At 71.1% G+C, this 18,877-nt stretch carries 12 protein-coding genes; all 12 read right to left on the bottom strand.

Annotation, left to right across the window (positions count from 1 at the left end; genetic code table 11):
* Positions 1-654 carry an NADH-quinone oxidoreductase subunit C gene (locus tag WMF39_RS02905; protein ID WP_437744024.1) on the bottom strand — a complete coding sequence of 218 codons (654 nt, stop codon included), beginning with the start codon at positions 652-654 and terminating at the stop codon, positions 1-3.
* On the bottom strand, positions 651-1,196 hold the full coding sequence (locus tag WMF39_RS02900) for an NADH-quinone oxidoreductase subunit B (RefSeq protein ID WP_437301525.1): 546 nt from the start codon (positions 1,194-1,196) through the stop codon (positions 651-653). Before WMF39_RS02900 ends, WMF39_RS02905 begins: the two co-directional genes overlap by 4 nt.
* 26 nt (positions 1,197-1,222) lie before the next feature.
* Positions 1,223-1,579: an NADH-quinone oxidoreductase subunit A gene (locus WMF39_RS02895; protein ID WP_437744023.1), complete on the bottom strand. Its 357-nt coding sequence runs from the start codon at positions 1,577-1,579 to the stop codon at positions 1,223-1,225.
* A gap of 267 nt (positions 1,580-1,846) precedes the next feature.
* Positions 1,847-2,968, bottom strand: a complete 1,122-nt coding sequence (locus WMF39_RS02890; protein ID WP_437744022.1) for a hypothetical protein — start codon at positions 2,966-2,968, stop codon at positions 1,847-1,849.
* Positions 2,969-3,319: 351 nt separating this feature from the next.
* A complete protein-coding gene (locus WMF39_RS02885; RefSeq protein WP_437744021.1) occupies positions 3,320-5,845 on the bottom strand; it encodes an MXAN_6577-like cysteine-rich protein in 2,526 nt (841 codons plus the stop codon).
* Positions 5,846-6,092: 247 nt separating this feature from the next.
* Entirely contained in the window at positions 6,093-8,987 is a 2,895-nt protein-coding gene (locus WMF39_RS02880; RefSeq protein ID WP_437744020.1) for an MXAN_6577-like cysteine-rich protein, read from the bottom strand.
* Positions 8,988-9,121: 134 nt separating this feature from the next.
* The gene (locus tag WMF39_RS02875; protein ID WP_437744019.1) at positions 9,122-10,321 is read right to left on the bottom strand and encodes an alpha/beta fold hydrolase; all 1,200 of its coding nucleotides are present in this window, start codon (positions 10,319-10,321) and stop codon (positions 9,122-9,124) included.
* 4 nt (positions 10,322-10,325) lie between these two features.
* Positions 10,326-10,451 (bottom strand): hypothetical protein, encoded by a 126-nt coding sequence (locus WMF39_RS02870; RefSeq protein ID WP_437744018.1) that lies wholly within the window; start codon positions 10,449-10,451, stop codon positions 10,326-10,328.
* Positions 10,452-11,141: 690 nt separating this feature from the next.
* On the bottom strand, positions 11,142-12,173 hold the full coding sequence (locus tag WMF39_RS02865) for a TIGR02757 family protein (RefSeq protein WP_437744017.1): 1,032 nt from the start codon (positions 12,171-12,173) through the stop codon (positions 11,142-11,144).
* Complete coding sequence (locus WMF39_RS02860) at positions 12,170-13,861, bottom strand: sensor histidine kinase (RefSeq protein WP_437744016.1); 1,692 nt, start codon at positions 13,859-13,861, stop codon at positions 12,170-12,172. The genes WMF39_RS02865 and WMF39_RS02860 overlap by 4 nt, the downstream gene beginning before the upstream one ends.
* A gap of 12 nt (positions 13,862-13,873) precedes the next feature.
* Complete coding sequence (locus WMF39_RS02855) at positions 13,874-15,631, bottom strand: GAF domain-containing protein (RefSeq protein ID WP_437744015.1); 1,758 nt, start codon at positions 15,629-15,631, stop codon at positions 13,874-13,876.
* 478 nt (positions 15,632-16,109) lie between these two features.
* Complete coding sequence (locus tag WMF39_RS02850; protein WP_437744014.1) at positions 16,110-18,533, bottom strand: thioredoxin domain-containing protein; 2,424 nt, start codon at positions 18,531-18,533, stop codon at positions 16,110-16,112.
* Between the last annotated feature and the right edge of the window lie 344 nt (positions 18,534-18,877).

Raw genomic sequence — 18,877 nt, 5'->3', positions numbered from 1 at the left:
TCAGCTCCGCTCCTCCAGCGCGCCCGCGCGCTTGCCGTTGCTCACGGCCTCGTCTCCGTCGATCGACGCCCCAGGGCCGTGCAGCGCGAAGTCGTGCGACTGGCGGCCGAAGCTCATGCCCTCGTCGGGGCCGAACGGCGGCAGCTTGCCGGTGTTCGGCACGTCCCGGAACGGGATGAGCGGCTGGATGCGGTCGGCCGGGTAGTCCTTGCGCAGGGGGTGCCCCTCGAACTCCGGGTACATCAGGATGCGCCGGAGATCCGGGTGCCCCTTGAAGACGATGCCGAGCAGGTCGTAGCACTCGCGCTCGAACCAGTTCGCGCCCTTCCACACCGGGACGATCGAGTCGATCTCGGCGCCGTTGCCCTCCTCGTCGCCGACGCGCGCCTTGATCCGGACGCGGTGGTTGCGCTCGAGCGACCGCAGGTGGCAGACCACCTCGAAGCGGGGCACGTCGCCGCGCCAGAGGTAGTCGACCGCGGTCAGGTCGACGAACATGTTCATCAGGGTCCGCGGGTCGTTGCGGAGGAACAGGGCGGCGTCGCGCCACACGGCGGGATCGAGCACCGCCGTGTCGTCGCCGAACTGCGAGTGCGTCTCCAGGACGGCGCCCGGGAACTGCGCCGTGAGGAGCTCTAGGACCTTCTTGCTCATGGCAGGCTCCGCTCCTTGCGCTGGAGGGTGACGAGGTGCTCCGTCGTCTGCGCCGGGTCCTCGCGCGGCTTGACGATCGCCGGCGTGCGATCGCCGCGCGCGATCTTGTCCTGGAGCAGCATGAGGCCGTCGAGCACCGCCTCGGGGCGCGGCGGACAGCCGGGCACGTAGACGTCGCAGGGGATGACCTTGTCGATGCCGGCGACGGTCGTGTAGTTGTCGTAGAAGCCGCCGCACGAGGCGCACGTGCCGAAGGCGAGCACCCACTTCGGGTCCGCCATCTGCTCGTAGATGCGGCGGAGCGCCGGCGCCTGGCGCTGGCTGATGGTCCCCACCACCCAGAGCAGGTCGGCCTGGCGCGGCGAGAAGCGCGGCACCTCGGCGCCGAACCGCGCCATATCGAAGCGCGGGCTCGCCATCGCCATGTACTCCATGCCGCAGCACGCCGTCACGAACGGGTACTGGAACAGCGAGTACTTCTTCGCCCAGTTCAGCAGCGCGTCCACGCGCGTGGTCGCGAAGCCGTGCTCGGAGCCCTCCATCACCCGCGTCGAGGGCCCACCGGCCTTCACTTCTCCCATTCCAGAGCTCCCTTCTTCCACACGTACACGAGCGCCACGACGAGCAGCGCGACGAACGAGCTCATCGTCGCGAGGCCCGTCCACCCGAGGGTCCGGAACTGGACCGACCACGGGTAGATGAGCACCGCCTCGATGTCGAACACGACAAAGAGGATCGCCGTCAGGTAGAACTTCACGCTCGGCTTGACGAACCGCCCGCCCGTCGAGTCGCTGCCGCACTCGTACGGCATCATCTTCTCGGGCGTCGGGTTCTTCGGGCCGAGCAGCGACGTCAGCGTGAACATCGCGAGCGCGATGATCGCGGCGACGAGAAACAGCAGGAACAGGGGGATGTAGGTGGCCATCGAGAGAGCACTCCTACGCGTCGACCCCTGGAGGGGTCGACCATCTCGCCGAGGCGCGCGGCGTCTCGGGGCGAGACCTCGGGGCCCACGGCCCCGAACCATGCAGTCCAAAAAGGTGAGAGCGACGCGGCGATGCTGCCTGAAGCAGCAAAAATCCGAGCGATCCCGGCTTAATCCGCGCCGGATCTAGTCGGCCGCCGCGGGGGTGTCAATGGAGGCGGTCGGCCAACCGGTGGGCAAGCTGCGAGCTACCGGGGGGCCGCAAGTCTAGGAGCGGTTCGCGGCCAGGACCAGCCCTCGCCACGCGGTGAGCGCCGTCCCCAGGCTGGCCTCGATCTCCCGGATCTCCTCCACCATGTCGGCGTCCGCCACGCCCACGCTCCGCGCCTCGCGGACGCAGGCGAGGGCGGCGACGAACTTCTTGCGCTGCACGAACGCCCGCGCGAGCAGCGGCCAGATCTGCTTCGGCGGGGCGCCGAGGTTGGCGGCGCGCCGGAGGGGGCCGATGGCCTCGCCGGCCCGGCCGTCGTCGAGCATGGCCTCGCCCAGCCGGCGGAAGATGTCGCCGGCCGCGGCCCCGTCGTGCGCATACTGGACGGCGAGGCGCATGACCTCCTCGCCCTGGTGCTCCTCGCCGAGCTTGACGCACGCGGTGCCGAGGAGGCCAAGGCCCTTGGCGATCAGGCTGCGGGCGTCCGGCGTGAGCATCTGCCCCTCGGGCGTGCGCAGGAAGATCGCGAGCGGGGCCGGCCAGGTGCCGAGCAGCTGGATCACCTTCGGGAAGTCGCCGCGCTGCGAGGCGACCTCGGCCTCGGCGACCTTCGTGAGATCGATGGCGGAGCGCGCGCCGGCCGAGGCGCGCTCGAGCTCGTCGCGCACGTGCGAGCGGATGCGGGCGCGGAACTCGTTGAGCTCGTGGGTCTCCTCGATGCCGTCGCGCAGGAGGAGGAGGCGCGAGGTCTTCCCCTCGACGGCGAGCTTGCGGAGGCTGTAGCCGTAGAGCGGGGCGAGCAGCAGGTAGCGGACGCCGATGTGGAGCTGGATGCCCTCGAGGTCGGTGTCCCGCTCGGGCGCGGGCGGCGTCGTGTCCTCCGTGAGGAGGGCGCCGACGAGGCGGTGGCGGAAGTCCGCGAGCGTGAGCCGCTGGACGTCGCCGTCGATGTCCTCCTCGCCCGGCGGCGCGATAACGAAGTCGACCAGGGTGTTGTCCGGGTTGCGGCGGTCGACGGTGAGCGCCGTGATGCGGGCGCCCGTAATCATCGAGAAGGCAAAGAACGCCTCGCCCACGATCTCGCAGAGCGCCTGGAAGCTGCCGATACCGTCGCCTATGCGCTCGAACCAGCCGTCGGTCCGAACGGCATCGAGGGAGAACACGCGTTCCTTTGGCATGGTTCGACCCGGATCACAGGGGCGCGTCCCGGACGACGGGCGCAAGTCCCAAGGGGGCCGAGACTCGCACGGGCGGGCGCCGCTCTCAAGAAAACTCCTAGGGCGTGCGCGTCGACACGTCGCCCGCGTCGCTCACCGACGAGAGCGCTGGCCGCCTTCCATGGCTCCCTATCGTTCCATGCCGCTCCACCTGCCCCCACGCGCGCCGATCCGCGCCCCCCTCCCCGGCCCGTGACCCACGAGCCCCGGCCGGGCCCGTCGCGACGGCCGACCCGCCACAGCAGCGGTGCCGCCCCGCTCCCGCGCCCCTCTGCCCGCTGGCCGACGGGTCGCCGAGCGGGCGCGCCCCGCTCAAGGGATCTTTGCGATGTTGAGGGTGAGGTTGCCGGAGGCGGAACGCCGGCTGTCGCCGATGATCGTGATCACCTGCCCTTCGGTGAGGGTCACGGCCACGCGCGAGCTGACCCTGTCCGTGTTGTCGTTGCACGCGAGCTCGGGGCCGGAGCAGCTGTCACCGTCGTGCACGTGAAGGACGGTGTCGAAGTTCGACGACAGCGTGTCGACCACGTAGGTCCCGTTTGCCGGCGCGGTGAAGCGGTAGACCCTGTCGTTGCCGCTCGACGGGACGCAGCTCGGTGTGGCCGAGTCCGGCTGGTACAGGGTGGAGCCCGTCGTCGTCTGCGGGACCGTCGAGCCGAGATCGACGGGGTTCCCGCAGATGCCGTCCCCCTGGAACAGGCTGATGTTGAGCTTGAACGCGCCCGTGGCCTCGGGTTTGGCGCCATCGACCACGACGACGGTCTCCTGCCCCGCGGCGAGCGGCACCACGATCCGCGACTGGACGCCCGTGGCGTTGTCGTTGCAGCCGAGCACCGCGCCGCCGCACGTGCCGGCGTGCACGTGGACGACCGTGTCGAAGCTCGATCCGAACGTATCGAAGACGTACAATCCGTCGGCCGGCGCCGTGAAGCTGTACGCCCTGTCTTCGCCGCCGGGCATGCCGCACGGCGCGCTCACGTAGTCGCCAGCGCCGACGGTCGTCCCCTGCACGGTCTGCGGGACGACCGACTCCAGCGCGTTCTCCGGGCACGGGGGGCCCGGGGTGCCGCTCACGTTGAGCGTGTACGCGCCGTGCTTCCCGGACGCGCCGTCCACGACCACAACCGCCGTCTGCCCCTCCGCGAGGGGCGTGGACACCCGCGATCGGTACGACAAGCCCTCCGCGTCGTCGCTGCACCCCAGCGAGGCGCCCGTGCAGCTGCCGTCGTGAACGTGGAGCACCGTGTCGAAGGTCGAGCCGAGCGTATCGAATGTATACCGGCCGGCGATGGGCGCCGTGAAGCTGTAGCTGACCTCGGGGGAATTCCCCGTGGCGCAGGCCGGCGGGGGCTGGAGGACGCCGTCGAGGCCTGACGTGTGGCCCGTGACCGTCTGCGGGTAGGTGGAGCCGAGATCCACCATGGGGCACGCGGGCGGAGCCCACGCGGCGACGTTCAGCGTATAGGGCCCACGCGCGCCCTCGAAGCCGTCGATCACCGCCACGACCTTCTGGCCGGCGCTGAGCTCCACCGTGGCGCGCGACTGCGACCCTTCTCCCGAGTCGTCGGAGCAGGTGAGCACGTCGCCATCACACGCGCCGTCGTGCAGCTCCAGGATCGTATTGAACCCGGAGCCGAAGGTATCGAATACATACTTCCCGGCCGCCGGCGCCGTGAAGATGTAGCTCGCGTCGGGGCTGTCTGCGCCTCCGCACGTCGGCCTGATCGCGTCGCCGAAGTGCTCGGTGTTGCCGGTGACGGTCGTCGGGAGCGCAGCGTCGATCGCCCACCCAGGGCACTTCGGCGGATCGGCCCTCGCCATGTTGAGCGTGAAATCACCTTCCCCTCCGTCGAAGCCGGTCACCACGATGAGGACCTGCTGGCCCGCCTCGAGGACCGCGCGGACCCTCGATTGGGCGACCCCGGTGGCAATGTCATCGTTGCAGGCGAGCTGAGCGCAGGTGGTCGATCCCAGCACCCCGATGGCCGTATCGAAGGTGGACCCGACGGTATCCAGCGTGTATGTCCCCGCCACGGACGGCGTGAAGCGGTAGACCCGCTCCGACGAGCCGGCGGCCACGCACGCGAGATCGTAGTTCGTCTCGCCGCTGATGGTGGTCCCCGTGATCGTCTGCGGGAACGTGTTGCCGAGCTCATCATACGTCCCGAGGACGCAGGTGCAGGCGCCTGCCTGGCATAACGCCCCTCGCTCGCACGCGACGCCGCAGGCGCCGCAGTGGAGCTGGCTCGTCTGCAGATCGGCGCACGCGCCATCACACGCCGCGAGACCGGCCGGGCAGGTGCAGACGCCGTCGACGCACAGCTGGGCAGGCGCGCAGCTGGATTCACACTCGCCGCAGTTGCGCCTGTCGCTCAGCACATCCACGCAGGCGCCGTCGCACTCCGTGAGATCGCCCGCGCACGCGCAGGAGCCGTCCGCGCAGACGTGCCCCTCCGCGCACTCGACGTCGCAATCGCCGCAGTTCCGCAGGTCGGTCTGGAGGTTCACGCATCTGCCTGAGCAGTCGGTCTGGCCTTCTCCGCACTCCTCCCCGCCCCCGACGCCGGCCCCTATACCGCCGCCGCCCTCACCGCCGCCCCCGCTGCAGCGGCCCTTCACGCAGAGCTGCCCCTCCTCGCAGGCGTCGCCGCACGCGCCGCAGTGCTCGGCGTTCGCCTGGAGCTCGACGCACTCTCCATTGCACCGCGACAGCCCGTCAGGGCACTCGCTCGACGCGTCGGGGCTCTCCGCGCAGGACGCCGCGAGGACGACCCCCGCAGCCAGGAGCAGCGCGGCGGACGACAGGGCGGGCCTGGGGCGCGATCCGGATCTGTTCATAGCCATCCTTGGGGGGTGCGTGGCCGCTCGAGGCGAGCGGATAACGAGGCGAGCGGATAACGAGGCGCGCGCCAGGATACGCCTACGGCCGGCGCATCCGCAACCGGCGGGGGTGCTCGGCTGGCGGCGCGCAGGTCGAGCCGCGGCCCGGACCGCGCTCGCCGCGCCGCGCCGCGGAGAGGCGCCCTCGCGGGCTCGACGCGACAGACACCGTCGCCAGGCAGGCCAGGGCACCTCCAGCGCGGACTCAGAGCTTGGCGATCTTCAGCGTGAAGTCGCCGGACGCTCCATTATACCCGTCGACGACCACGGTGATGGTCTGGTTGGGGGCGAGCTCGATCTGTACCCTCGACGCTTGTGAGCTCGTCAGATCGTCGTTGCATTGTAGCTCGGTGCCGGCGCAGCCACGCGTGTGGACGTGAAGGACGGTGTTGAACGACGAACCGATCGTGTCGATGACATAGGTGCCGCGGATCGGGGCGGTGTAGGTGAACACCGTCTCCGGAGAGGACACGGACGCCGCGGACACGCATTTCGGCCTCACCGCGTCGGGCTGGCCGCGCGTGGTGCCGGTCCTGGTGATCGACAGCGGCGATCCGAGGTGGATCGCCGTCGCGCAGGTCCCCGGGCCGGTGAACCGGTCCACCTGGAGCACGTAGTCGCCGGAGCTCGTGCCGAGGCCGTCGACGACGACGAGGACGGTTTGATTGGCGGCCAGGCGGAGGGCGACACGCGACTGCTGACCGTCCGTGTTGTCGTTGCACCCGAGCGACGTCCCCGTACAGCTCTCCTCCAAGATCTGGAGTATCGTGTCGAAGCTCGATCCGAACGTATCGAAGATGTAGAGCCCGTCCTCCGGCGCGGTGAAGCGGTAGATCATGTCTGGAGCATTCGACGAGGAGCCGCAGGCCGGGCGAACGGACTCGGGCCGCTCCGCGGTGCTCCCTGTCACGAGCTGCGGGACGACGGAGCCGAGATCGATCGCCGTCGAGCAGGTGCCGCCGCCGGAGAACGGCGCAATGCTGAGCGTGAAATCGCCCGACGCGCCCGCGGCGCTGCCGTCCACGAGGAGGACGATCGTTTGCCCCTCGGCGAGCTCCAGCGTCAGCCGCGACTGCTCGCTTCCCGGCGCGTCGTCGCTGCACGCGAGCTCGGCCCCGGTGCAGCTGCCGTCGAGGACGGAGAGGACCGTGTCGAGGCTCGATCCGAACGTATCGGCGATGTAGGTGCCGGCCGCGGGCGCGGTGAAGCGGTAGGTCACCTCGCCGGCGCCGGCGCCGCAGCTCGGGCGCAGGACGTCGGCCACATCCGCGGTGGTCCCCGTCACTGTCTGAGGCACCGTCGAGCCGAGATCGATCAGCGGGCAAGGGAGGACGAAGGTCTGGCTCACGTTGAGCTGGAAGGCGCCGGAGGCGACTGGAGCGTAGCCGTCCACGACGACGGAGATGGTCTCTCCCTCGCGGAGCATCACCTCCACCTGCGATTGCGTGCCAGAGGCGTCGTCGTTGCACGCGACGCTCTCGCCGCTGCATGTCCCCTTGTGGACGTGCAGGACCGTGTCGAAGGAGGAGCCGAAGGTATCGAAGGTGTAGAGTGCGGTCGCCGGCGCGGTGAAGGCATAGGTGGCCTCGGGGCCGCTGTCTCTGGTGCAGGGCGACGGGACGGCGCTCACGCGATCCGGGATAGCCGTGGTGCCCGTCACCGTCTGCGGAAACGTGGCGTCGAGCGTGAGCTCCGGACATGGAGGCGGCACGTACTCGGAGACGTTGAGCGTGAATGGCCCGGATCCGCCGTCGACGCCGTCGACGACCGCGACGACCGTCTGGCCCTCGGCGAGGTTCGCGACGAGGCGCGACGTCTTGGCTCCCATGGCATTGTCGTTGTCGTTGCAAGAGATCACCGTCCCGGAGCAGGACCCCCTGCGCAGCTCGAGGACGGTATCGAACGTGGATCCGGACGTGTCGAAGACGTACCCGCCAGCGCGCGGCGCGGTGAAGCTATAGCTCGCGTCGGAGGTGTCGATTGAACCGCAACGCGTCGAGACGGCGTCGCCGAGCCCCCAGGTGTCCCCGGTGATGCTCAGCGGGAGAGCCGTCGCGAGGGTGTCGAGCGGGCACGCCGGCGGCGCCATCCGGTCGAGGTGAAGGGCGAAGTCGCCTTGCGCGCCGTCGTAGCCCGAGACGACGAGGAGGACGCTCTGCCCTTCCTCGAGGGCCACCGAGGCGCTGCCCGTCGCGGCTCCCCCGCGATCGTCATTGCACGCGAGCTCCTCGCAGGCGTCGAAGTCCAGGACGCCGATGGCGGTGTCGTAGCTCGACCCGGCGGTGTCGAACTTGTACCTGCCGGCCTCCTCCGCCGTGAACCTGTAGACGAACTGGGTCGAGCCGACTCCCATGCAGGCGAGCGGGAAATACGTCTCCGCGCCGACCGTGGTGCCCATCAGGAGCCGAGGGACCGTCGAGCCGATGTCCTCGTAGTCGCCGGCGGCGCACGCGCACGCGCCCTCCCGGCAGAACAGCCCCGGGGCGCACGCCGCGCCGCACGCGCCGCAATGCGCCGGGTCGACGGCCAGATCGACGCACCTGCCGCCGCAGACCGCGAAGCCCTCGTCGCAGACGCATGCCCCCTCCACGCACGTCTCGTGGAGGGGGCAGCGGGCCTCGCAGGTCCCGCAATGCAGCGGATCGCTCTTCACGTCCACGCAGCCGCCGCCGCACGCGGTGAAGCCGGAGGCGCAGCGGCAGGCGCCGCCCTCGCACCGCTGTTCGGCCGCGCATTCCTGGCCGCAGCCCCCGCAATGGGCGGCGTCGGTGGCGAGGTCGACGCAGCTGCCGCTGCACGCCACGAGGCCGGAGGCGCACAGCTCGCCGCCCGCCCCGCCCCCGCCCCCGCCGACGCACACGCCCGCCTCGCACCGCGTCCCGCTCGCGCAGACGCCCTCGCAGCCGCCGCAGTGGTCCGGATCGGCCTGCGTGTCGAAGCACGCTCCCCCGCACGGCGTGAGGCCGTCATCACACGGTGCGGCGGCCGAGTCCTCCGCGCAGGACGCGGCAAGGGCGGCAAGGGCGACAAGCGCCGCGACCGTCAGCCAGAGCGCCATCGACGACGGCTCGAATCTGGCGCGCAATCCGGGGTGACTCATGAACATCCTTCGGCGGACAGGCCGGCCACCGCGTGGCTCCGAGAGATCCGGCGCCGAGGATACGCCTCTTCGCTTTCGCTCCGCAATCGTCGATCACCGCACTTCCACACGCGCGCGTTCGACCTCCACGGGCGTCAGGCGGCCGGGAGATCCGGCATCGGAGCGGTCTCGTCGGATGTCGGCTGACGCGCCTGGATGGCCTCCAGCGCCACAGCGCCCGTCTCGGGCCCCGGCGCGTCTTCGGCCTGCAGATCGGGGCCGAGGAAACGAGCGATGGGCTCGAAGAGATCGACGCCGGTATAGGCGCCGACGGCCAGATCGCCGTGACCGTAATCTTCCCGCGCTCCGAAGTCGCGCCCGAGCACGAGAAAGCGCTTCGGCGTCTCCGGGCGATCGCGCCCCCATGCGTCGAACGCCGCGCGCACCGCCGAGGCGGGGGCTATCCTGTCGGCGCTGCCCGCGATGAACAGGGCCGGCGCCCCGACCGAGGCGAGGCCGTCCAGGACCCTCTCGCCGTCCACGCGGATCTCCCCGTCGCTCGCCATCCACGCGGCGAAGTCGGCGTTCAGCGCTGCAGGGATGTCTTCGATGCAGTTGACGAGCGCGAGCCGCGTGACGCCGGGAGGCACGTTGCGCGGGTTGGCCACGGCGTGATGGATCGGCGTCGGCAGCCACTCCGAGGCGAACGCGACGCTGCGTGCCATGAGGCGGAGCGGGACGCCCGGCAGCAGCCGGCCCGGCAGGAAGCGCATGAGGCGCACCGGCGTGGTGAGCCGGCCAGGCGAGCCGACGATGACGACGCGGCGGACCCGATCGCCGGCGACGCTCCGGCCAAGCGCCGCATAGAGGAGCATGCCCCCCATGGAGAAGCCGACATAATCCAGCGAACGGGCGCCTGTGCGCTCCAGGATCGCCTCGATGGCGCAGGGAAGATCGTACCGGACCATGGCGGAGAACCGGACGCTGCGGCGCTCGGCGCGGGTGAGGAGGCGGCCGCTGCGCAACGTCAGCAACCACACGTCGCGTCCGAGCGTGGCGAGGTGGCGAGCGAGCGAGTAATCGGGGTGGATGTCCTGGTTTCTGTGGTTCGCGGCGAGCCCGTGGACCAGCAGGATCGGCGGCAGGTCCGGCTGCGCCTCCGCGCCGTCCGGGCGCGGGACGCGGCGGATCTCGATCGGCGCGCCATCCTCGGTCCGCAGGACCTCTTCCACGCTGTACTCGAGCGGCAGCGTCAGCCGCTTGACCCAGTAAAGGAGGTGCGCCCACAGCCCGATCGCCGCCAGCACCGCGAGCGCCAGCGCCACCAGGAGCGTTGCCCCGAATGTCCAGACCATACGGTCAATCTACCTGCTGGCGCTGCTTCCGCATGCAGGCAACCTCGACATTCTTTTTCACCAGGATGGACGGAACACAGGCCAGTCGCTCGTCGAGGCCGCAATCCAGCTCGCTCGTCTGGATGATCATGAATCCATGGGAACAGCACGTTTCACGATCATCTCCTGCAGCGCGTGAAAAAGTCACACAGCGTTCCGGAAGCCACTCCACCCCATCGCGCCGGACAGCGCGTGGGGCGACTGCCCCTGGTGGAAACGCACGTTGGCAACGGCTCGTTTTCCCTGGGATTCGCGTCTCGCGGGGACATGACCATGTGCCCAGGCCTACCGCGACGCGAGATCGAGAGCTCCAGCACAGGCGTGCACAAAGGTTCCAGATCTACCAACCCGGAACGTGGCATGCGGATCGCAACACCCCAGGGCGAGGAGAGAGCTGGCAAGGGTCCCGTAAGCACCCGGGAAAGGGGGCACGGCAAGGAGAACGCCGCAGCAGAGCTCGGGGGGGCTCGGTTGCGGCGCTCTTCTTGCCGTACCGTCTGCCGGACGGCCGCGCTCATGCGCTTGCCGGAGACAAAATGAAAAAAGCGCCTCGCGGACCTGGGGGGGGAAGGTCTCCGCGACGGCGCTCGCGTGTCATTTTGCAGGCTCTGTGCCGCCCCACGCAGGATAGAATTTCAAACACTTACACCAAACACAACCAGCCACTGTTGCACGATTGCAAATCACAGTTGCAATCTGATTCAAATTCGAAGGCCTTCACGTTCTCGAACTGATCGGGGCTGTAGCTGTTCCGGACGGAAATCTGCCGTGCGGGGCGTGTTCACTCGTCCCAGTGGCGACAGACCGGCTTCACGCCGCATCCCTGGCAGCGGACCGGATCGCGCCGCGACGGGCATTGCTGGAGCATGCCGAGGTGGCAGAGGGCGAAGTCGTACTTGACCGGGTCGGCTGGATCGAAGCCGCGGAGGGCCGCGGTGATCTCCTCTGCCGTCTTCCAGGTGGCGCCCCTGCGATCGGTGAGCCCGATGTTGTAGCCGAGCTTCTCGATGTGCGTGTCGACCGGGATGAGGAGGGCCGACGGGGGCACCGGCCACAGGCCGAGGTCCACGCCGTCCGCAGGGCGGATCATCCACCGCAGCAGGAGCATGAGCCGCTTGGCGGCGCTGCCCTTCTCGGGATCGGGGAGGATGTGCGCGGCTCCGCGGTCGTCCGGACGCCGGTCGAGGCCGCCGGCGCGTCGGATCGCCCGCACCCAGGCCCCGAGCGCCTGGCGCAGGTCGCCGGTGCGCGAGAGCTCGGCCGCAAAGGCGGCGCCGAGCGAGCCCGAGGCCCGCTGCACCCGCCGCGCGCCGACGATCAGCCCGACGAGGTCGCGATCGCGGTAGATCCGGTGGCGGAAGCCGCGCAGCCGCGCCGAGACGGCCCGGGCGTCGTCGGCGGTGAGGGCGATCTCCGGCCCGAGGCGATCGAGCGCCTCGCCGATCTTGGCGTGCAGCGCCTTCACGTTGCCGAAGGCGAGCGACGCGGCGATGAGCGCCACGAGCTCCTGATCGGCCGGGTCCGTGTAGCGATGGACGAAGGAGACCGGGTCTCGCGCGCGGCGCTCCTCGACGGCGCACCGCGCGCGCACCCCGTCGAGCGCCGCCTTGACCGCGGCGCCCCGCGCGGCGTCGCCCGGCCGGGGCGCCGCCTTGACCGCGGCGTCCCTCCGCCGGGGCGCCGCCTTGACCGCGGCGTCCGTCCGCTGCTGAGGCGCCGCCTTGACCGCGGCGTCCGTCCGCTGCTGAGGCGCCGCCTTGACCGCGGCGTCCCTCCGCCGGGGCGCCGCCTCGCCGCTCCCGCGCGCCCTCACGGCGACCCCGCGTCCGGCGCCGGATCGGTCACGACCGGCTCGGCGTTCGCGGCGCGCTCTTGCGCCTCCCGGTCGTGCTCCAGCGCGGGGAGCGACACGACGAACGCGCTGCCGCGCCCGTCATCGGTGAGCGGGCTCTCGACCCGCACAGCGCCGCCATGGCTCTCGGCGATGTGCTTCACGAGCGCGAGCCCGATCCCGCTGCCGCGCACCTGCCGCTCGCTCGCCCGCCGCCCGCGCGCGAAGCGCTCGAAGATGTGCTTCTGCTCGTCGGGATCGATGCCCGGCCCGCGGTCGCTCACCCGGATGGTGACCTGCCTCGCCTGGCGCGTCAGCGCCGCGAGGCGCCCGCCGCCCCCGCCCTCGGCCTCCACCGCGACGGCGACGCGGCCGCCGTCCTTCGCGTACTTGAGCGCGTTGTCGAGCAGGTTCACGAGGGCGAGCTCGAGCGCGCGCGCATCGATCAGCGCCTCGGGCAGCCCCTCGGCGATCGTGAGCTCGACGGTCATCTCCTCGCGCTCGGCGCGGTAGCGGTACATGTCGACGGCGCGCGTCGCCACCTCGGCGACGCTCCCGCGCGCGAACTCGTAGGCGGCCTTGCCCCGCTCGACGCGGGCGAAATCGAGGACGTTCTCGATGAGCGCGGTGAGCCGCTCGCTCTCGCTCACGATGATCTGCAGGTACTGGCGGCGCTTCTCGTCGTTGGGGACGCGGCCGCCGAGGAGGAGCTCGCCGAACATGCGGACCAGCGAGAGCGGCGTCTTGAGCTCGTGGGACACGTTCGCGACGAAGTCGCTCTTCAGCGCCGCGAGCCGCCGCTCGTTCACGGAGGCGAGCACCACGATCGCGAGCCCGGCCAGCGCCACCAGGGCCGAGAAGCCGACCATCAGGATCTCGATCAGGCGCTGCCGCTCGACCTTCTCGCCGAGCTCCTCGGCCGTGGTGAGCGCCATCTGGAGGCGCCAGTTGTAGAGCGTGGTCGGGAAGGGGCGCCCGACGGTGAACTCGCCGCCGATGATGGGCGGGCCGAACACGATGCGGCCCTCCTCGTCGATGACGTTCATCCGGCTCTTCTCGCGATCGAGGTCGCGGAAGAGCCGGGGCATCACCTCGTGGACCAGGCGTGGCACCTCGTGCCACGCGACGATGAGGCACTTGCGCCCCACGTGCTCGCGCTGCCAGTAGCTCACGAGCAGGCTCTGCTGATCGATGACGTGGTGGAGGTGGCGCAGCTCGGTCGTGTCGCCGGCGAAGTTCATCTGCGGCAGGAGGCGGGCGAGCAGGAGCTTGCGGAAGGCGTCGTCCTCCCGCCCGGACGCGCCGCGCGAGGCGAACGCGAGCACGTCGTGCGCCTCGTTGTCCATGTCGAGGACCAGGATGGCGCGCACGGTCGGCGTCTCGCGGGCCGCCGTGGGGAGCCACCGCCGCGCGATGACCGAGAGGTTCGCCACGTCGACGTGCGCGGCGACGACGTTGTCCTGGGCGATGATCAGCTTGTCGAGCCGGTCGACGCGCTCGTCGGCGAGGGTGAGCGTCGCGTCGAAGACGGTCTGCTGCCGCGCCTTCTCGATCTGCAGCGTCGTGCGCAGGGCGATCCCGCCGAGCACGAGCACGGCGACGACGATGGCGGGGACGAGGGCGAAGTACGGGACGCGATGGCGCTTCCCAGCGGAGGGGAGGAGGTCCATCGCTCGGCTCCGCTAGCGGGCGGCCTTCTTCGCCCCCGCGGTCACGAGGCCGGGCTCGAGGACCACGCCGCGCGCCCCGACGAACTCGGCGAACTGCTGGCCGATGTAGGTGAGCGCGTTGCCGTCGCTCTCGGAGAACGGCTTGCCATCGAGCGGGTTTCCGATCTCGAGGAGGCCGAGGTAGCGGCCCGCGAGCTCGACAGGCGCGCAGATGACGCTCCGGAGCTCGACGCCGATCGCCTTCCACCGCTCGTCCATGACGCGCTCGTCCTTGGCCGCGTCGGGCACCACGACGGCGCGCCTCGACCGCATGGCGGCCAGCGGGAGCGGCGCCCGCTCGGACAGCCTGGCGAGGAGCGCGCTCTTGCCGCCGTACTGCCGGACGACCACGAACTCGCGCCGGTTGATGTCGAACAGCGACACGAGGCCGAGGGCGCACGGGATCTTGTCGAGCGTGAGCGCGAGGATGAAATCGGCGCCCGCGAGGGTGTCCTGGAGGAAATGCAGGTCGCTGCACGCCTCGAACAGCTCGGCGATGAGGTCGTCGCCGGAGAGGCGCCCGTTCTTCGGAGGGAAGGAGGAGCGCCGCCGCGGCGGCGCCGGCGTGGGGGCAGCGACATCGGGCGGCTCCGGGACGAGCTGGAGACGTGGCGGCGCCCCCTGCTGGTCGGCCGGCACGGCGAGCAGCACCACGTCGGCCGGCGGCGTGAGGGCTGGCCGCGGCAGGTCCGCAGAATACGCGGCGGCCGGCGGTGGCACGTCCGCAGGCGGCGCCGCGTCCGCAGGCGGCATGGCCGGCGGCGGCGCCACGTCCACAGGCGGCGCAACGGCCGGCGGCGCCACGTCCGCAGGCGGCGCAACGGCCGGCGGCGCCACGTCCACAGGCGGCGCGGCAGCCGGCGGCGCCACGTCCGCAGGCGGCGCCACGTCCGGCGGCGCCACGTCCGCAGGCGGCATGGCCGGCGGCGGTGCGGTGCCGCCGGTGCGCGGGCGGAACTGGATCTCGGGTTCGGCCGAGCGCCAGTCTTTCCAGGCGAGGGTCGCGAGGGGGCTGCGCTGAGGCCGGCCGTCGAAGACGTGATCGAACACGGCGATATGGATGAACTTGCCCGGTCGCGCGTCGTCGATGCGCTGCCGTGCGCGCTCGAGCCGATCGATCAGCAGCGCGCTGACGAGATCGCGCGGGGTGCCGGTCGCGACCGCATAGACGAACTCTCTGTACGTGAGCGGCGAGCGCTCGGACGGGTTCTCCTCGCGCTGTGAGATCAGCTGATACGGCGGCAGCTCCGCGGGCGCTCGCTCCGGCTCGGCGCCTCGCTCCTGCGGCGCATCCCGCCCCGGCGCCGCCTCCCCGCCTTTCGCCGGTTGCGCCTGGGCGCCCGCTGGCTCCGAGACGAGGAGCGCGGTCCCCATCGAGATGAACGGGACCGTGGGCGCGATCGGGCGCTTCCCTGCGACACGCCCCGCGGGCTCGGCCGGCTTTGGAGAAGCCGCCCCGGCCGGAGAGGCGCCCGCCGGCGTGTCGGTCCCGTCCGTCAGCGCCGCGTCGTCCGGGGCGCGCTGCACGACGTACCGCACGCGCGTCGCCGGATCGATCGCTCGGTAGCCGCTCTCCAGCAGATCCACCGAGAAATTGTTGAGCGGGCCCCCATCGCCGCGGAGCGCCCGGGCCTTCTGCAGCGCGGGCTGCCACTGCGGGGCCTCGACGCACACCTTCCTGCTCGGCGGAGCGTTCTGGCCTAACGACGAGATCTCGACGAACCAACGCATCGTTTGCGGTTCCAATCCGCGCGGGCGCTGACTGGGTGGCGCGCTCTGGCGCGAAGATCGTTCTACTCGACGCGCGCGAGAGGGGTCAACGCGCAGGCCGCACGGGAGCGCGCGGACCCCTTTGGAGGATGGCGCGAAATCTTCTCAACCGGGACCGGCAAGGAGAATCGGGCCTGTCCTGAAATCACGCCGCCCGCGCCGCGAGTCGCCGCGGACGAACCCGTTCGTCCACTGAACGGCCGCCGGGTATCCCCGCGGGAGCAGGAGGTCACCCGCTGTCGAGCCGCGCGCGCCATGGAGCGCGCGGTGAATGGGTGGGGCTACCCCGCGCCGCTCTTCTCCAGGCGATCGCCGTCCTGCGCGCAAGCGGGATACCCGGCGTACATCCGATGCAGGCCGGGGGACGATCCGTGATGCGCAACTCTGCATTTCGCTTCGTGCGCAGCTCGACCCCTGCAAGGGGGTCCGCCCACGCTCGCTATCGGGTCCGCAGGATGATGTGGAAGCCGAACGGCGTCTCCACGACCCCGCTCAGCGCGCCGACAGCGACCTTCTCCACCGCCTGCTCGAACTCGGGCACCATCATCCCCTTCGAGAAGGTGCCGAGGTCGCCGCCGCGCGCCGCCGCCCCCGGCTCGTCGCTGTACTGGGCCGCGAGGTCCTCGAACCTCGCCCCCTGCTGCGCTCTCTTGAGCACCTGCTCGGCGAGCGCGCGCGCCTCGTCCCGCGTGCGAACGACGCGCGCCGGGGCCCGCCGTGACCCCGCATACATGATGAGGAGGTGCTTCGCCCCCATCTGGCCGGCCGTCGCAGGGGGCTGGGCCGGCGCCGGCTGCGCTGCTCCCGGCTGGGCCGGCGCCGGCTGCGCTGCTCCCGGCTGGGCCGCGGGCTTGCCCGCGCCGTGAAGCGACTCCTTCGTGGGGGGATCGTGCGGCCCGAGCGCCCTGTCGACGAGCCGCTTGAAGTGCGCTGTCGGCTGCGCCCCGGCGAGAAAGTAGTCGTTGATGGCGAAGGACGGCGTGCCAGTGATGTGCAGGCGCTCGGCGAGCTTCCGGTCCGCCTCGACCGCCGCGCGGTGCGCTCCCGAGTCGAGCGCGGCGCCGAACTTCGCCACGTCGAGGCCGATCGCGGCCGCGTGGCGCTCGAGCGCCTCGCGGCCGAGCCCGTTCTCGGACGGGTCCTCCCACAGGCGCTGCGCCATCGCCCAGAAGCCGGCGTCGCCCTTCTGCCGGAACGCCTCGATCGACGCCTCGGCGGCGAGGGGCGCGCGCTTGTGGAAGGGGAGCGGCAGGTGCCTGAAGACGACGCGGACCTTGCCCGGATAGGCGGCGATGATCTCGTCGATCGTGGGCTGGACGCGCTTGCAGAACGGGCACTGGAAGTCGGCGAACATCTGGATCGTCACCTTCGCGCCGGGCTTCGCTCCCTTGCCGGGGTTGTCCTTGGTCGGCGCCGGGGCGAGGATCCGCTCGGGCGCGTTGCCAGCCCTCGCTTCCTTCTGCAGCGCGTCGTAGACCTTCGCGGGCGGCGTGCCCGCGGCCACGAGCTTCGCGGCCTGCGCGATCTGCTCATCGATGAGGGCCTCGAACTTCTCCGCCGGCTGGGCGCCGGCGAGACGCCTGCCGTTGATGAAGAAATGGGGTGTCCCCCTCGCCTGGAGGTCGTCGGCGAGGCGCTGATCGCGCTCGATGCGCGCCGCGTGGCGCCGCGCGGCGATGGCCCTCTGCGCGCGGGCCACGTCGAGGCCCAGGGACTTCGCGTGCGCCGCGAGCTCCGCGTCCTCGAGACCCCCGGTCTTCAAGAGCTCGTACGCCTTCCAGAACGCCGCGTCGCCCTTCTGCGCCTTGGCCTCCAGCGCGAGCTCCGCGGCGGGCTCGGCCCGCTCGTGGAAGGGGAGCGGGTTGTGCTTGAAGACGACGCGCAGCTGAGCGCCGTACTTCGTTTCGAGGCCGTCGACGGTCGAGGCGGCCCTGCGGCAGAACGGGCACTCGAAGTCCGAGAACATGACCAGCGTGACCAGGGCGCCCGGGTTGCCCCGGATCGGCGATCCGTCGACAGGCACCTTCCACACGGTCGTGTCCTCGGGGGCCGGGGCCGTGGGCGGCGTCGGGGCCGGAGCGCGCGCCTTGTTCTGCTCGGACAGGGCCGCGTAGATGCGCTCCTGCGGGACGCCGGATCGCCGGAGATCCTCGGCCGCCCGGAGCTGCTCGTTGACGAGGGTCCGGAAGTCCTCGATGGGCCGCGCCCCGCTGACGAACACCCCGTTCACGAAGGTGGCTGGGGTGCCCCTGACGCCCGCGGCCTGGCCGGCCTCGACGTCCCGCTCGATCTTCGACGCGTGCTGCTGCTGCTCGAAGGACGCGCGGAACGCCGCCCGATCGACGCCCGCCTCGGCAGCCCACGACGCGAACGACTCCGGCGCGAGCGAGCGCTGGTTGGCGAACGCGAGCCGATGGAACTTCCAGAACGCCTCGGGCCCGCCGAGCCGGAACACCGTCTGGGCCGCCAGGTGCGCCGGGCGCGCATTTTTGTGGAACGCGAGCGGGAAGTGCCTCCAGACGATGCGCAGCCGCTCGGGGCCGTAGGCCTGCTTCAGCTGCTCCAGCGTCGCCATGTGCCGGGAGGTGAAGGGGCACTCATAGTCGCCCCACACCACGAGGGTGACCGGCGCGAGCGGCTCGCCCCACCACGGATCCGCGCGGGTGACGGGCACGGCGGTGCCCGGCTCCGGCTCCGGCTCCGGCTCGGCCGCTACAGCAACGCTCGGCGCGGGAGCGGGGAGGACCACCGTCTTCGGCCGCTCGACCGCAGACGGGGGCACCGCGCCCGACGCGCAGGCAGCGAGAAAGCACCAGAGGAACTGCAGCAAGAACAGACGAGAAAACGGCGGTAGCGCAGGCATGAGCCCCCTCGAGTGTCGCGGTCCGTGGACGGGATCCTACACGGACGGCCACAGCTCAGGTCGCCCGGGCCGCGGCGAGCCATCGCTGCAGACGGGCGCACGACGGGAGCCCCGGCGAGCACAGACGGCGAGCGCCTGCCAAGAAACACCCGCAGATCCGTCCGCCAGCCATCCGACCAGCGAGGCAACGGAGAAAAAAAAGAGCGCCCGCTCGACGGCGGGGGGGGAGACCGTCACGGGCGCTCTGCACTGCTGATTGAGCAGGATGCGGGCCAGGAGCTTCCCTTCCGAGTTCGGGGACTTTCGTTAGTAAAATGGCTTGCCCATTTCAATCCTGAACAGCC

The sequence above is a fragment of the Sorangium sp. So ce1504 genome, from assembly GCF_051521635.1.
GTDB lineage: Bacteria > Myxococcota_A > Polyangia > Polyangiales > Polyangiaceae > Sorangium > Sorangium cellulosum_B.
Note: the sequence above shows the minus strand (reverse complement) of the source record. Positions and strands in the feature narration are given on the sequence as shown.

Coding starts and splice junctions, on each gene's coding strand:
- WMF39_RS02905 (WP_437744024.1), bottom strand. CDS start 654: ATGAGCAAGAAGGTCCTAGAGCTCCTCACGGCGCAGTTCCCGGGCGCC.
- WMF39_RS02900 (WP_437301525.1), bottom strand. CDS start 1,196: ATGGAGGGCTCCGAGCACGGCTTCGCGACCACGCGCGTGGACGCGCTG.
- WMF39_RS02895 (WP_437744023.1), bottom strand. CDS start 1,579: ATGGCCACCTACATCCCCCTGTTCCTGCTGTTTCTCGTCGCCGCGATC.
- WMF39_RS02890 (WP_437744022.1), bottom strand. CDS start 2,968: ATGCCAAAGGAACGCGTGTTCTCCCTCGATGCCGTTCGGACCGACGGC.
- WMF39_RS02885 (WP_437744021.1), bottom strand. CDS start 5,845: ATGAACAGATCCGGATCGCGCCCCAGGCCCGCCCTGTCGTCCGCCGCG.
- WMF39_RS02880 (WP_437744020.1), bottom strand. CDS start 8,987: ATGAGTCACCCCGGATTGCGCGCCAGATTCGAGCCGTCGTCGATGGCG.
- WMF39_RS02875 (WP_437744019.1), bottom strand. CDS start 10,321: ATGGTCTGGACATTCGGGGCAACGCTCCTGGTGGCGCTGGCGCTCGCG.
- WMF39_RS02870 (WP_437744018.1), bottom strand. CDS start 10,451: ATGATCATCCAGACGAGCGAGCTGGATTGCGGCCTCGACGAGCGACTG.
- WMF39_RS02860 (WP_437744016.1), bottom strand. CDS start 13,861: ATGGACCTCCTCCCCTCCGCTGGGAAGCGCCATCGCGTCCCGTACTTC.
- WMF39_RS02855 (WP_437744015.1), bottom strand. CDS start 15,631: ATGCGTTGGTTCGTCGAGATCTCGTCGTTAGGCCAGAACGCTCCGCCG.
- WMF39_RS02850 (WP_437744014.1), bottom strand. CDS start 18,533: ATGCCTGCGCTACCGCCGTTTTCTCGTCTGTTCTTGCTGCAGTTCCTC.